This window comes from Paraburkholderia sp. HD33-4 (genome assembly GCF_021390635.1).
GTDB lineage: Bacteria > Pseudomonadota > Gammaproteobacteria > Burkholderiales > Burkholderiaceae > Paraburkholderia.
In genome coordinates, this window is sequence record NZ_JAJEJS010000002.1 from 727,787 (window position 1) to 742,945 (window position 15,159).

The following is a 15,159-nucleotide window of genomic DNA, read 5'->3' on the forward strand; positions in this document are numbered from 1 at the left end:
GGGCTCGCCAACCCCGCATCCCAGTCCCGATACGGCTCGCAGACAAATTCCACGGCCTCAAAAAACGCGCAACCAGTTGTTGGTATCGGCAGTCGTGCTGCGGCCAGCAGCTCCGCATTGCGGCAAGGATTCTTTCCCTGGCCCCTTGGCATGCGAGGGTTGATCCTGGGTCCGTGGATGGATGGACTCGCTACAATCGCCATCGGCCGGGGCGCTGTGATCCAGCGACACCGGCGGGCAGGACGGGTTATCCCCCTGTCCAGAATCAATGCAGAGGCCGATCCTACAGGAGACGGGCATGTCTGACAGACTTATCATTTTTGACACCACTCTGCGCGATGGCGAACAGTCGCCAGGCGCGTCGATGACGAAGGACGAGAAGATCCGCATCGCGAAGCAGCTCGAACGCATGCGGGTCGACGTGATCGAAGCGGGCTTCGCGGCAAGCTCGAACGGCGACTTTGAGGCGATTCGCGCGATCGCGGCCAATGTAAGCGACAGCGTTGTGTGTTCGCTCGCTCGCGCCAATGAACTGGACATTGCGCGTGCAGCCGACGCGCTGAAGCCGGCGAACCGGTTCCGCATCCACACGTTCATTGCGACCTCTGCGTTGCACATCGAAAAGAAGCTGCGCACGACACCCGAGCAGGTATACGAGCAGGCGCGTCGCGCGGTACGCCTGGCGCGCAACTTGACCGACGATGTCGAGTTCTCGGCGGAAGACGGCAGCCGTTCCGACCTGGACTTTCTGTGCCGTGTGCTGGAAGCTGTGATCGATGAGGGCGCGACCACCATCAACATTCCCGATACGGTCGGCTATGCGGTGCCGGAGGGCTACGCCGCGCTGATCAGGGAACTGCGCCAGCGCATTCCAAACTCGGACCGGGCGGTGTTCTCGGCGCATTGCCACGACGATCTCGGCATGGCGGTGGCGAACTCGCTGGCGGCGGTCAAGTCGGGCGGTGCGCGTCAGATCGAATGTGCGATCAACGGCCTCGGCGAGCGGGCGGGCAATGCCGCGCTCGAGGAAATTGTGATGGCAGTCAGGACGCGGCGTGACTACTTCGGTGTCGAGGTCGGCATCGACACCTCACAGATCGTCGCGACCTCGCAACTGGTCTCGGACATCACCGGCTTCGTGGTCCAGCCGAACAAGGCGGTGGTCGGCGCCAACGCATTCGCACATACGTCGGGCATTCACCAGGACGGCGTGCTGAAGGCGCGCGATACCTACGAGATCATGCGCGCCGAAGACGTGGGCTGGAGCGCGAACCGGATCGTGCTCGGCAAGCTGTCGGGCCGCAACGCGTTCAGGCAGCGGCTGCAGGAACTCGGTATCCTACTGAGCAGCGAAAGCGAACTGGATAGCGCATTCGTGCGCTTCAAGGCGCTCGCTGATCGCAAATCGACGGTTTCGGATGACGCGTTGCTGGCACTGGCACGGGAATGCGGCTTCGCCGGGACGCACGTCGCGCGGCAGTAGCTGACTCCTCTGCTACTCGCCCACGTGCGGCAGTAAATGGGCAGTGGCAGAGCCGCTGGCGGACTCCCTCGCGCACGCCGGAGCCGATGCTGGTGTTTAGCAGCATTGGTTCGGGACGTTATGGCGCAGGCATCCATCGAGACCTGAACTACCCTTCAACATCGACGCAATATCGAACCATGAACACTGACACACAGTTGCAGTTCGTCACGACAACTCACCCCACGCGCACATCACCTGAACAAATCGCGGCCAGCATCGCGACCCCCATGTTCGGACGCGTGTTCACCGATCACATGGTCACGATCCGGTGGACTGACGCCCTCGGCTGGCACGACGCGAAGGTGGAAGCGCGCCGTCCGTTCCAGATCGATCCGGCCTGTGCGGTGCTGCACTACGCGCAGGAAATATTCGAAGGCATGAAGGCCTACCGGGGCGAAGACGGGGCGATTTCTCTTTTCCGGCCGTTGGAAAACGCCAGACGGTTTCGCGCATCGGCGGCCCGCATGTCCATGGCTGACCTGCCGGAAGCAGTCTTCCTCCAGGCAGTCGAAGCACTCGTCGCGATTGACCGCGACTGGGTTCCTGGCGGCAACGGCAGCCTGTACCTACGGCCGTTCATGTTCGCCTCGGAAAATTTTCTCGGCGTGCGCGCGTCGAGCGAGTACGTGTTCTGCGTGATCGCCTGCCCGGTCGGTCCGTACTTCAAAGCCGGCAAGACGGCGGTGAACGTGTGGGTGTCGGACCAATACACGCGAGCGGCCCCGGGCGGCACCGGCGCGGCGAAGTGCGGCGGGAATTACGCGGCAAGCCTGATCGCACAGACGGAAGCCTCGGAGAAGGGCTGTGACCAGGTCGTCTTTCTCGATGCGGCGGAGCACCGGTGGATAGAGGAACTGGGCGGAATGAACGTGTTCTTCGTGATGGACGACGGATCACTATTGACGCCGCCGCTGTCGGGCACCATTCTGCCGGGCATTACCCGTGCGTCGATCATCGAGCTGGCCAAACGGGAAGGGATTGCGGTCAGGGAGACGCCGTACGCGTTCGACACATGGCGTACCGACGCCGCCAGCGGCCGCGTCAAGGAGGTGTTCGCGTGCGGCACCGCTGCGGTGGTCACCGCGATCGGGCAGGTGCGGCATGCTGACGGGGAATTCACAATCGGTCACGGCGACGAAGGCGAGGTGACGCGACACATCCGCACGCTGCTGACCGGGATCCAGCGCGGCAAGATCGCGGATCCTTTCGGCTGGGTCCATCGCGTCAAATGAGCATGGAGAGAACTGCTCTGAGCAGGCGGGCGCTACACGGTTCTGTTGACGGTATGGAGTCTGACGGTATACGCAAAGGAAAAAGTAGCGCTTGCGCCCGTGCTGACCGATACAAAGCTCCGGAATCCTTAAGTCCAGGACAGGCTGTATAAGGTCTTTGACCGGGACGGCCTGTACGCTGCTGCCAATCCCGGCGGAGTCGTCACGTTCAGGCTCGACTACCATGGCCCGACAGATACAGCAGACTGCCGCCAGTCCCGAAGGGCACTTAATGTTCGGAGGGCGGAATCGCGCTCTGCAATGTCAGGCCGAGCGCGGCAAGACGGGCTTCAGGATGCATGGAGTGCTCGCATGAAAACAGAGGGATCAACATTGCCGCCGGAGATAAGAAGCACAACGGTCTTCCCTTCGAAGTCGACCTTGCGCCGAAGCACCGCAGCCAGGGGCGGCGCCGTCAGGTTCCAGGACAAGCTTCAGGCAGCGATAGGCCATTACCATCGCATCGAATACTTCCTCATCGGCCATTCGATTCGAACACCTTTGACCGTAGACGTTCTCGATTGCAGACATCTATGTCGAGCCTTGCGCGCACTCGATCGAGAAATGGAGGAGTGGCAGGTAAATTCGTTGAGAGGGTCTTGGTTTTCATATCGGCGTCGATAGTGGCGTCCAAACAGTTGGCGTTCGCGTGTCGCGCGTGAAAGGTCTGCTGTGCGCTATAAGCAGAATCAGACTTAGCTCAATAGCGTGGATACGTTTCACTTTTTCTGGGAGAACTTGTTGCCAAGTAAAGTTGTGTCTATCCGAGTGACTCTCCACGGCATGCGTGGTTATCTCGACCGTGCGCCGAAACGGGCGTGCAGCTTGTACGCCCCGATCATGGTGGGTGATTCGAGTGCCCCATCGCGACACAACTTTACTTGACGTGCGGCTTAACGATAGACACAACTCTACTTGCAATGGAAATGGCCGACCTCGCGTTGCCTGGCGGACTAGAGTGAGAGATTTTGCGATGCACAACAATAAACACAACTTTGCTTTGGTGAGCGAGTGCGGACCGTGAAGGGTAAGACCGTCGGGATCTCCCCCGTTCGAGATCGGGCGGATGATTGCCGATGGGGTTTACTATCGAAGTGTTTTTTCGAGCGAACCGTGCTACTGGGAAATTGAAAACCCTCCGGTCCTGATCCCCTGTCATGTTCGCCCTGGCCGTTCCACGGCACGCGAAGGCAACGGCGTTGACATCACGATCGACGTGCGGGTCTCGCCGTACAAGTTGATCCGCTCGATCAGTCGCTCCAAGTCGATCATGCTCACCGCGACCAGGCGCATGATGTACGAGTCTGCTCCGGTCACATGATGGCATTCGAGCACTTCGGGGATCGTGTCCAGCAGTTTGAGAAACTTCACTTTCGCCGGTTGGGCCACGGTGATGCCGACCAGCGCGCCGACCTGGTAACCGGCCGCCGCCAGATTGACACGGGCTGCATACCCTTCGATCACACCCGCCTCTTCAAGACGTCTGACCCGCTCGGTCACGGCTGGGACGGACAGATGGACGAGCCGGGCAAGTTCCGTGTAGGTCATGCGGCCGTTTCGCTGTAGAAAGCCGAGCACCTTCCAGTCCAGTTCGTCCATGGTGGATATTTTTTAAGGTAAAAACGGCATTTTCCTTTAAAAATAGACTTCCGTGTCACCAATGGGTTGCCTACGATGTCGCCTTATATCGACGTCCATCGTAGAGAGGGGCAAATGTTATTCATCAAATCGGTCGCCATCGGGTTCTCAATCGCTGCGCCGGTAGGTCCGATTGGCCTGCTCTGCATCCAACGAAGCCTGAAGCGTGGGTTCTGCTCCGGCTTTGCGACGGGTATCGGTGCCGCCTGTGCTGATACGGCTTACGGGCTCCTTGGCGCGATTGGCATCGTGGGAGTTGCAACGGCCGTACCACTGCTGGCAACCGTCTTAAAAATCGGTGGGGGCGCATTTCTCATGTGGCTGGCGTGGAGTATCGCCAAGGACACGCAGACGCCATCGCCTGCATCAGAGGAGGTATTGTCCCCAGCCGTGTGCCGGGATTTCCTGACGACGTTTGGCCTGACGCTTTCCAACCCCATGACGATCCTATCGTTCATCGGGATCTTTGCGGCACTTGGCCCGCTTCCCGCGGGACAACGGGAGGACGGCGGCGCGATGTGGCTCGCAACCTCGTCAATGGTAGCCGGGGTGTTCATTGGCTCGGCGGCCTGGTGGCTATGCCTGAGCGGAACGTCAGCCGTGCTGCGTCGAAAGATGCCGACGTCGTTCATGCACGGCATCGCCCGCCTGTCGGCTTTCGCCATTGGGGCCTTCGGGCTGGTCCAGATGGTCATTGGATTGCGCCTCGTCGCGTAATCAAAGGCCGAGCCTCGGTCGGAGTGCAGGCCGCACCGGTTGGTACGGCTCGTAGATGGGCCCGTGCGCCATGTCCTGCCGCCGCTTGCGTCGCTGGTACTCAGCGTGCTCCCGGGCCTGCTTGCGTTGCGGACGGGTGACGTCTTCTCGCCGAACCGTTTCCCGCTGTTCCGACGTCAGACGATCCTGGGTGGCTTCGATCGTCGAGTTGGTCCGCTTATCGAGCCTCGGAGCGGCAGCGCCAGCGGCGGGCGCACGCGCACCAGAAGATCATTCTAGGTCCGCTGGTTCAGAAGGATGGTTTCCTGCTCGAGTACGGGGTCAGTCTGCCAGTGGGCAAGGCTGCCTCACGCGGTTGCCGGCCATCCTCGCTGCACATGAACTACCACCTAGGTGGGTTCTGATTCTCGAACGCCTCCACGAACACTTCAAGTACCTCACCGGACAAATCGACGAGATTGGCCAAGAGCTGGCGCGCCAACTCGCTGACGACGATATCGGCCCGCGCCTGTTAAGCATTCCGGGAGTAGGTCCAGTCACGGCAAGCGTGCTCGCTGCGGATATGGGCGACGGCAAACATTATGGATGCAGCCGCAACTTCGCGGCATCGGTTGGGCTTGTGCCCCGGCAGTACAGTACCGGAGGAAAAGCTAACCTTCTCGGAATCAGTCGGCGCAGAGACAAGACGGTCTGCGACAAACGAGGCCTTTTCTGAAGAACTGATTTGCAATCTCGGCAACCCACTGACCAATCTCGTGATCGGGCACATTGCTTGGTAGCGATCAGCCGGTTGAACCGGTCGCGGCATGACGAGATTTGTTGGGCGCCAAGTCGGGGATCTGGGAAAAAATATCGACGCAATAGTCGATGAAAAGACGGACTTTCCGGTCGAGCGTTGCCTGAGAAGGAAACAGCAAAGCAACATCCGTGTCTTCGGCGCGTTGCCAACCTGGCAACACCACCTCTAGCTTGCCCTGCTCGACATGCCGACTAACCAATTGATCTGAAGCCAATGCTATCCCTGCGCTCCCTATTGCTTGCCTTACGAGGGCTAAGGACTCGTTAGATGCAATAGCGGGACTCACGATGATCTCGACAACAGAGCCGGAGGGGTTCAGTAAGCGCCAAGTCGCAGGCTCTACTCTGCCAAGAACGAGTAACGCATGCTGAAGAAGGTGCTCTGGTAGTTCAGGGCGCCCAGCACGATCGAGATATGACGGGCTGGCCACCAGCACAGCCCGCGATTGACCGAGCATCCTGAACATGTAGCCAGAGTCCGGCAACGTACCGCGGTGCAGGGCGATATCGAATCCGTGCTCAATGAGATCGAGCGGTTGGTTATCGAGAGTCAGTTCCAAACGCACTTGCGGGTAGCGCCTCCGGAACTCGGTCAGGGCCGGCTCCAGGACAGTTAATCCCAAGGTATATGGCGCAAGAATCTTGAGCACGCCGACCGGTTCCTCACGCAAGGCCCTGACGACCCGCTCAGCGTCGTCCACGATTGCTTCAGCCTGGACGCAGCGGTCGTACAACTCGCGGCCAGCCTGGGTCGCCGATACGTGGCGGGTCGTCCTGTTGAGCAAGCGAACGCCAAGTTCCTCCTCCAGCGCGATAACTTTGCGGCTGACACTCGTTACGGGTGCCCCCAACTGCTTGGCGGCGGCGGTAAAGCCGCCGCGCTCAACTACGCGCAAGAAGGTGCGGATGCGATCCCAGTTCGCCATGACAGCCGCCGATGAAGTCTGAAGCCCGGACCCCTGATTTTACCATTCTTGGCGATAGTAAATCCCGGAGCGGCCAATTGATCGCGTGGCAACTCACCATTAACATCAAATTCAGCATAATTTGACATTGAGCTATCCATTGGAAGTGAGTCATCAGCCGTTGGAAACATCACAGCAGCCAGCCTTGGCTTTAACTTCAGCTAAGCGATCGCCCCTCTGGCTCCTGGCCCTGATTACACTGACTGGCACGCTGGCAATGCACATCTTCGTGCCGGCCTTGCCAGCTGCAGCGCAAGACCTTGCGGCCAGCGCTTCGTCTGTCCAACTGACTCTGAGCTTCTATATCGCGGGCCTCGCCATTGGACAGCTCATATATGGGCCAGTCTCCGACTGTTTCGGCCGACGTCCTGTCCTGATATTTGGGATGGTGGTTTATGCCGTCTCTAGCATCGCGGCATTCGTGGCCCCGACTATTGAGACACTCATTATCGCCAGACTTTTTCAGGCACTAGGTGGCTGTTCTGGCCTGGTATTGGGACGTGCAATCATTCGAGATAGCGTAGCCGGAAACGACGCGGCCAAACGCCTCTCCATGCTCAACCTCATTATCATGGCGGGGCCGGGCCTTGCCCCTCTTGTGGGGTCTGCACTGACCGAGGGCTTCAGCTGGAGATCCATTTTTGGGCTCCTGTCCATTTTCGGCGTGCTTAATGTCATCCTTGTATTTTTCTTGTTGCGCGAGACGGTTCGAGTTGCTAGCCACACCACCAGCGTCATCCATAACTACATACATCTAATCAAATCCAGGCGCTTTCTCGGCTATGCGTTTGGGGGCGGTTGCGCAACCACTTCCACTTACGCCTTCATCGGTGCCGCACCTTTCATTTTCGTAAATCAGCTCCATAGATCGGCGCACGAGGTAGGCTTTTATCTTGCGCTAAATATCCTTGGCGTGTGGTTTGGAAATCTCACTGCTGTCAGACTTATTGGACGGATTCCTGTCGTTCGGCTCATGGTGGGAGGCAACGCGTTGAGCTGCATTGGAGCGGCTATATTCTTCATATCAGCCATGTCCGGCAATCTCTCGATGACATTGACGATCGTCCCCATATTGATTTTGACGTATGGTGCCGGCATTGCTTCTCCGACTGCAATGGCCGAAGCGCTCAATGTCAATCCCGACATCAGTGGGTCTTCATCAGGGCTGTATGGATTCGTTCAGATGGCAGTAGGTGCAATTTGCACTGCACTGGCGGGGATTGGCAGCAATCCGGCACTGGCAGCCGGAACCACCTTACTCGTGGCGGGAACCATCGCGCAGCTCTCATTCTGGATCGCTCAGCGTGATGAATGAGCGCGGGTATTCCTCAGATCGAGATTTTCGGGTACCGCTCAGTTTCGCGCGACACGCCGCTGCGGCGTACCGTCGTCGCGAGTTGCTTTCCACCGCTGTTGGCGCTATGGCATTCACGGCACGACCGAAAAGCCCACGTGAACACCCGGTTGCTTGGCGCGTCGCACGAGTTCGCGGAGCGGGTCAATCTACGTATCGAATGCCACCGCGTCGAGTCGCACCGCAACTTACGCAAGACGCTCCGGACCTTCGACATCGGCATGCAGCCGATGGTCTCAAAGGTTCACGTGATGGTGCTTTTAACTGGCGACACGTGGTTGGGGGAAGGCGCCAAGATTTTTCTATCAGGAACGCCGGGCGGCAAGACGGATCTGGGCTCCGCCATCGTCCTGGCTGCCCTGATCGACGCCTGCTACCGCATGCTGCTTAAGCGCGAGCCGCTCCAAACCTCGCTCGTCGAGACGGGACTTTTGGGCGCGTCCCCGATTCCGGGCACAATCAATTTTCGGCCTGTTTGCGTGTCCTGGGGCGGGCTTGAGGTTTCGAAGAGGGCTGAGATGCGTCGACTTCTTCTGCGAGCGGGACCTGCGCCGACAAGGTCGCGAGTGAATGAGGTCGCGATGCGGTTATATGCTTGCGCATGGCGTATTCCGCGGCGTCGGGGTCGCCTGACTCGATTGCCTGATTCACGCGGGAATGAACCTCGATGACCTGCTTGCGGATGACGGGCGTATCGAATTCTTCAGCCATTGTCGCCAGCTGCACGCCGTGCGAGATGGAATAGAGCAGTGTCGACAGCAGTTCATTGCCGCTTGCCCTGGCGACCGCGTTGTGCCACTTGAGGTTGGCAAGCGTGAAATCCTGAAAGCTGTTCACACTGCTCACCAGGTCTTCATGCAGCGCCTTCAGCTCCTGGAGTTGTTCCTCGGTACGTCGCTCCGCTGCGAGTCGCGCAAGAAACGGCTCCAGCAGCTCGCGCGTTTCCTGAAGACTCCGGATGGAGATTCGGCGTCCCTGAACGAACCTGAAGATGGCCGATGCCATTGCGTCGTGGCTGGGCAGTGTCACGACACTGCCGCCGGCGCGCCCTGGCTTGGTTTGGATCAATCCCTCCACGGAGAGCATGCGTAGCGCATCGCGCACGACGCTGCGCGTGAGGCCCGATTGCTCCACGAGCTCCCGCTCGGTAGGAAGGGCTTGGCCTTCCGGTATCTCCCGCTTGAGGATGCGGTCCCGCAGTTGGCCCGCCAGCACTTCATGCGCCCGCGGGACCACAACCGGACTCACGGTGAGCGATTTCTTTGTTTCCCGGATATCGCGCTGCATGAGGTTTGATATGACTTTAGTTGACCAAACTCCACTCTAGCACCGAAAGTCAATTCGGTCGATATTTCGATATTTCGGCGGCGACTGCCCGTCATGCGAGTCACAGTCGACTGGTTTCGCGGATGCGGGTTTGTCCTGGGATAGCGCTGCCCGTGACCTCGCCGGGCGGGCGGCACCCGTCGGGCAGGGCAGGCACAGGATGAGAAGGCTTGACTTCATAAAATATCCAACCTATAGTTTGGTCAACCAAAGCAATAGCGACCAATTGGAAGGAGGAGACATGACGGATCAGCTCGAGTCGAGCGACCAGGCCATCGAAGATGGTGTCGCCGCGGTATGCCGGCGGTTTGGCGACGACTACTGGTTGGAGTGCGACCGCTCGGAGCGATTCCCCGAGGAGTTCCATCGCGCAATGGCTGCGGACGGCTGGCTTGGGGTGACCATGCCGGAGGAATACGGTGGCGCGGGGCTGGGGGTGAGGGAGGCGGCAATCGTCATGCACACGGTGGCCCTGCATGGAGCACAGACGGCAGCTTCCGCCATTCACATCAACATGTTCGGGCCACATCCGGTGGTGAAGCATGGCACGGCCGAGCAGAAGGCGCAGTGGTTGCCCCGTCTGGTCCGCGGCGAAGACCAGGTCTGTTTTGGGGTGACCGAGCCGGACGCGGGGCTGGATACCTCAAGCATCAAGACGTTCGCCCGGAAGGTCGAGGGCGGCTACCGCGTTACCGGGCGCAAGATGTGGACCAGTACGGCCCAGGAGGCGAACAAGATCCTCCTGCTCACGCGCACGGCCCCCAAATCGGACGGTGCCAAGCCCACCGACGGCATCACCCTTTTCTATACGGATCTTGACCGCTCCAAGGTTGAGGTGCGTCGTATTCCGAAGCACGGCCGCAATGCCGTCGAATCCAATGCGGTGTTCATCGATGACCTGTTCATCCCTGACGGGCATCGCATTGGCGAGGAAGGCAAGGGCTTCCGCTACCTGCTGGACGGACTGAACCCCGAGCGCATCCTGGTGGCGTCCGAAGCGATCGGCATCGGCGAAGATGCTGTCCGCCGCGCGAGCCAGTACGCGCGCGATCGGGTTGTGTTCGATCGTCCCATCGGCATGAATCAATCGATCCAGCACCCCCTGGCCGAATGCTGGGTGAACCTGCAGGCGGCGCGGTTGATGGCGAACCACGCGGCGGCCCTGTACGACTCGGGCAAGCCCTGCGGAGCCGAGGCCAACAGCGCCAAGCTGCTTGGTGCACGCGCGGGCTACCAGGCGGCCTTGCAGGCAGTCATGACGCACGGTGGCATGGGTTACGCCAAGGAGTACCACGTGGAGCGGTTGCTGCGTGAGGTGCTGATCTCCCGGCTCGCACCGGTATCCGAGCAGATGATCCTGTGTTTCATCGCCGAAAAGGTTCTGGATCTGCCCAGGTCGTACTGACAGGGTCAACACGACTGTAAGGTCATGGCCGGCGGTCCTGTGGTCGCCGGATTCCTGGCCACTGCAAAACCAATCATTGGAGAAGTCAGTGCCTAAGTCACGCAAGGTCATTATCACGTGTGCAGTCACGGGTTCGATACATACCCCAAGCATGTCGCCGCACTTGCCGGTAACGGCAAAGGAAATTGAAGAGGCTGCTGTCGGCGCGGTTGAGGCGGGGGCTGCCATTGTGCACCTGCATGCGCGGGACCCCATTGATGGCCGTCCTTCGCAGGACGTTGCGCTTTTCCGGGAGTTCGTTGGCAACATCAAGCAGCGAACGAACGGCGTCATCAACTTGACGACTGGCGGCGCGCAAACGATGACCGTAGAAGAGCGGCTGCAGCCAGCACTTCAACTGAAGCCGGAACTGGCCTCCCTGAACATGGGATCGATGAACTTTGCGTTGCATCCAATGCTCGCGAAGTACAAGGACTTCAAACACGCGTGGGAACCGCAATATCTCGAATCCACACGTGACTCTGTCTTCCGGAATACATTCAAGGACATTGAATACATCCTGCGATCCTGTGCGGACCATGGAACGCGTTTTGAATTCGAATGCTATGACACGGCACACCTGTACAACCTGGCCCACTTCGTTGACCGGGGGCTGGTGAAGGGACCGCTATTTGTTCAGACGGTGTTCGGCATCCTGGGCGGTATTGGCACCCATGCGGACGATGTCGCCCACATGAAGCGGACAGCAGATCGTCTATTCGGCGATCAATACATCTGGTCAGTACTTGGCGCCGGGCGCCTCCAGATGCCCATTGCTGCGCAGTCCGCAGCGGCAGGTGGCAACGTTCGAGTCGGCCTTGAGGACTCCCTGTGGGACGGCCCGGGCCAACTGGCCGCGAGCAACGCCGCACAGGTGCGCCGGGTTCGCTCGATTCTAGACGGACTGTCGTTGGAAATCGCTACGCCTGACGAAGCACGTGACATGCTGGCGCTCAAAGGTCAAGGCAATGTGGCGTTTTGAAATACAGAACCCCGAGCCGAACACGGAAATGCGCGAGCACCAGTAACCGCAATATCGAGGATCGACATGGCAGGGCCGCTGACTGGATTGACCGTTCTTGAAATAGCTGGCATGGGGCCCGGACCCTTTTGCGCCATGATGCTGGCCGACATGGGTGCCGACGTGCTTCGGATCCAACGTCCATCTCCGGGCGCGAAGAAAGACCGTCCCAACCCGGTCGTGGGCCGTGGGATGCGTACCATCGTCGTGGATCTCAAATCAGGAGCTGGGCGTGATGCCGTGCTACGTCTTGCTGAAAAATCGGATGCGCTGATTGAGGGTTTCCGGCCAGGCGTGATGGAACGATTGGGACTAGGTCCAGATGTTTGCCTGACACGCAACCCGCGTCTGGTCTACGGTCGTATGACAGGTTGGGGCCAGCATGGACCCTTGTCTGATCTTGCCGGTCATGACATCAACTATATCGCGCTGACTGGGGCGTTGGCTGCAATTGGCACGTCAGATAGCGGGCCCATTGTTCCACTCAATCTGTTAGGGGATTTTGGTGGAGGCGGCATGATGCTCGCCTTCGGCATTCTCTGTGCGCTGATCGAAGCCGCAAAGTCCGGCAAGGGTCAAGTCGTCGATGCTGCAATGACAGATGGTGCGGCCGCGCTCATGGCGACTACGTACGGTTACTACGCAGCGGGACGCTGGCAAGTCGAGCGCGGCAGTAATCTGCTCGACGGAGCGGCACACTTTTATACGACCTACCGCTGTGCCGACGACAAATGGGTAGCTGTGGGGGCGATCGAGCCGCAGTTTTACGCGAATCTTCTGAACCAGATCGGGCTGGATCAAACTCAATTTGAGCCGCAGCACGATCAGCGTCGGTGGCCTGAGTGGAAGGCACGCTTGGCACAGATATTCTCGACCAGAAGCCGCGACGAATGGTGTGCCGTGATGGACGGTGCGGATGCATGCTTCTCCCCGGTACTCGACCTCCGGGAGGCACCGCTTCATCCACATAATGTGGCTAGAAATACTTTCATCGACCACGAAGGGGCTCTGCAACCGGCGCCAGCGCCAAGGTTCTCGCGGACCTCGCCTGAGGTTGTGCGCCGACGCGTCGAGTCGGCACAGGAAATTCTCGGTGAGTTTGGATTCAACGATGCGGAAATCGCGGCGTTATCGCTGGCGACCTCCTAGCCCCCGTCAACACATTACCCAGTTAGCCCTTCACGATGACAATGAACCCCTCCGACCAATGTGTCGCATTCGAACTTCGAAACGACGTCTGCTGGATCACAATCAATCGCCCTGAACTTCGCAATGCGATCAATGAGAGCGTGATATCAGGGATATCTTCCGCACTGACTGCGGCAAAAGATGCCCCTGGCGTGCGCGCGGTGGTGCTTACTGGTGCAGGTGACCGTGCGTTTTGCGCTGGCGCCGACCTCCGCCCGAACTCGAATATCTTTGATTTCGACTTCTCCGAGCCACGCACTGATTACGCGGACCTGTTGCGCCAGGCTGTCGGGTTCGACATTCCGCTGATTGCGCGCGTGAACGGGGCATGCATGGCCGGGGGAATGGGGCTACTGTCGATGTGTGACCTGGCGGTGGCGAGTGCCAATGCTCAGTTCGGTCTGCCCGAAGTAAAGGTGGGAATGTTTCCCATGCAGGTCGCGAGCGTTATGCAGCACCTGATTCCCCACCGAAAGTTTGCGGAAATGTGCATTACGGGGGAGGCCATAACCGCGCAAGAGGCTCTTGACTTTGGGCTAGTCAACTATGTCGTCGAGCCGGCAGCCCTAGATGAGAAAGTTGAATGGCTCCTGGCACGGATTACCGACAAATCCCCCACTGCCATCCGACGCGGGAAGAATGCCCTTCGGGCGATCGCGGACATGACGTTCGCGCAATCCATCGCCTTCATGGAGGCGCAGCTCGGCAGCCTGCGCATGACAAAAGATGCGGCGGAAGGCTTGGCGGCGTTTGCGGAAAAGCGCAAGCCGGTGTGGACTGGCAAGTAAGGAAAGGTGCGTATGTCAACATATCAGCTCCCTGCCCGCGTCATCCTGCAAGAGGAGGGGCCACGTGAGGGCTTTCAAAGCGAAGCCCTTATTCCGGTTGACGAGAAACTGCGTCTGATCCATGGTCTGGCCGAAACTGGCCTGGAAGTGATTAACTGCGCTTCCTTTGTGGACGTTCGCAGAGTGCCCCAGATGGCTGACGCAGAAGAAGTGGCCGCGCGCATCTGCCGGCGCGATGGCGTACGGTACACGGGTATTTGGCTCAACGGAAAAGGTTTCGAGCGCGCGATGAACTCGGGCCTGGACTTGATCCCCAATGTATTCACCAGTGTCTCCGATACGTTCGCTCGCAATAACACTGGACGAAATAAAGCGGAGCTCCTGCAAGTCCAATCGGGGCTAATCGAGCACTACAAGCAGGCCGGCATGCGGCTCGGCGCAGCCCACATTTTCACAGCGTTTGGTTGCCCGTACGAAGGAAAATTCAACGCGGATCAGTGCCTCGACGCTGTGGATTCGTTGCTAAGAGCATGCGAAGAACATGCCGAAACCCCGAGCGTCGTCTATCTTTGCGATACCGTTGGCGCTGCCAACCCATTGAGCATCAAGAAGACGGTCAATCTCGTTCGCGACCGCTGGCCCACAATGGAGTTTGCCCTGCATCTTCACGATACACGTGGCATGGGCTTAAGCAATGTGCTGGCAGGTCTGGAATGCGGAATCCAGCGCTTCGACACTTCTGTTGCTGGCCTGGGCGGCTGCCCGTTTGCTGGAAACAAAGCTGCAGCCGGCAACGTTTGCACGGAAGACGTTGCATTGATGTGTGAAGAAATGGGCATCAGCACTGGGTTGGACCTCGACCTGCTCGCACAAGTTGCCCGCATGGCCGAAGAAATCGTTGGCCATCCGCTTCCAGGCAAGTTCATGAAGGCAGGCCGAATTCCATCAAGCTCGATTCATGCAGCTAGCTGAGGATCTTAGCAACTGAAGCTGCATCACATATACAGGGTCAAAAATAGACTCGGCATCAAACGGAGACAGAGCATGAACAAATCTACTTCACCCTTGTCACGGGCACGGGACTGCACTCGAATTGACGAAAGTACATCGCGGTTCAGCTCCGA

At 59.1% G+C, this 15,159-nt stretch carries 11 protein-coding genes and 2 pseudogenes; 10 read left to right on the forward strand and 3 right to left on the reverse strand.

What is annotated here, in order from left to right:
* Positions 1–298: 298 nt before the first annotated feature.
* Together L0U84_RS23225 and L0U84_RS23230 are read left to right on the forward strand one after the other, a co-directional pair.
* Positions 299–1,447 (forward strand): annotated as a pseudogene (locus tag L0U84_RS23225) (2-isopropylmalate synthase); the annotation flags it as partial.
* Positions 1,448–1,662: 215 nt separating this feature from the next.
* Complete coding sequence (locus tag L0U84_RS23230; protein ID WP_233856711.1) at positions 1,663–2,757, forward strand: branched-chain amino acid aminotransferase; 1,095 nt, start codon at positions 1,663–1,665, stop codon at positions 2,755–2,757.
* Between the two features lie 1,194 nt (positions 2,758–3,951).
* Here the strand turns inward: L0U84_RS23230 and L0U84_RS23235 are convergent.
* On the reverse strand, positions 3,952–4,395 hold the full coding sequence (locus L0U84_RS23235) for an Lrp/AsnC family transcriptional regulator (protein WP_233852984.1): 444 nt from the start codon (positions 4,393–4,395) through the stop codon (positions 3,952–3,954).
* Positions 4,396–4,509: 114 nt separating this feature from the next.
* On the opposite strand from L0U84_RS23235, the gene L0U84_RS23240 reads away from it, so the two are divergent.
* Positions 4,510–5,151 carry a LysE family translocator gene (locus tag L0U84_RS23240; protein ID WP_233852985.1) on the forward strand — a complete coding sequence of 214 codons (642 nt, stop codon included), beginning with the start codon at positions 4,510–4,512 and terminating at the stop codon, positions 5,149–5,151.
* 290 nt (positions 5,152–5,441) lie between these two features.
* Positions 5,442–5,842 (forward strand): annotated as a pseudogene (locus L0U84_RS23245) (transposase); the annotation flags it as partial.
* A gap of 91 nt (positions 5,843–5,933) precedes the next feature.
* On the opposite strand, the gene L0U84_RS23250 reads toward L0U84_RS23245, so the two are convergent.
* Positions 5,934–6,875, reverse strand: coding sequence for a LysR family transcriptional regulator (locus L0U84_RS23250; RefSeq protein WP_233852986.1), 942 nt, complete (start codon positions 6,873–6,875; stop codon positions 5,934–5,936).
* A gap of 127 nt (positions 6,876–7,002) precedes the next feature.
* On the opposite strand from L0U84_RS23250, the gene L0U84_RS23255 reads away from it, so the two are divergent.
* Entirely contained in the window at positions 7,003–8,229 is a 1,227-nt protein-coding gene (locus tag L0U84_RS23255; RefSeq protein WP_233852987.1) for a multidrug effflux MFS transporter, read from the forward strand.
* A 498-nt stretch (positions 8,230–8,727) separates the two neighbouring features.
* On the opposite strand, the gene L0U84_RS23260 is transcribed toward L0U84_RS23255, so the two are convergent.
* Positions 8,728–9,555 carry a FadR/GntR family transcriptional regulator gene (locus tag L0U84_RS23260; protein ID WP_233852988.1) on the reverse strand — a complete coding sequence of 276 codons (828 nt, stop codon included), beginning with the start codon at positions 9,553–9,555 and terminating at the stop codon, positions 8,728–8,730.
* Positions 9,556–9,835: 280 nt separating this feature from the next.
* Between L0U84_RS23260 and L0U84_RS23265 the strand changes: the two genes are divergently transcribed.
* From L0U84_RS23265 to L0U84_RS23285, 5 genes are all read left to right on the forward strand, one after another.
* Positions 9,836–10,999: an acyl-CoA dehydrogenase family protein gene (locus tag L0U84_RS23265; RefSeq protein ID WP_233852989.1), complete on the forward strand. Its 1,164-nt coding sequence runs from the start codon at positions 9,836–9,838 to the stop codon at positions 10,997–10,999.
* 88 nt (positions 11,000–11,087) lie between these two features.
* Positions 11,088–12,020 carry a 3-keto-5-aminohexanoate cleavage protein gene (locus L0U84_RS23270; protein ID WP_233852991.1) on the forward strand — a complete coding sequence of 311 codons (933 nt, stop codon included), beginning with the start codon at positions 11,088–11,090 and terminating at the stop codon, positions 12,018–12,020.
* A gap of 66 nt (positions 12,021–12,086) precedes the next feature.
* Complete coding sequence (locus L0U84_RS23275; RefSeq protein ID WP_233852993.1) at positions 12,087–13,208, forward strand: CaiB/BaiF CoA transferase family protein; 1,122 nt, start codon at positions 12,087–12,089, stop codon at positions 13,206–13,208.
* Positions 13,209–13,249: 41 nt separating this feature from the next.
* Entirely contained in the window at positions 13,250–14,035 is a 786-nt protein-coding gene (locus L0U84_RS23280) for an enoyl-CoA hydratase/isomerase family protein (protein WP_233852995.1), read from the forward strand.
* A gap of 12 nt (positions 14,036–14,047) precedes the next feature.
* Positions 14,048–15,007 carry a hydroxymethylglutaryl-CoA lyase gene (locus tag L0U84_RS23285; protein ID WP_233852997.1) on the forward strand — a complete coding sequence of 320 codons (960 nt, stop codon included), beginning with the start codon at positions 14,048–14,050 and terminating at the stop codon, positions 15,005–15,007.
* Positions 15,008–15,159 lie beyond the last annotated feature (152 nt).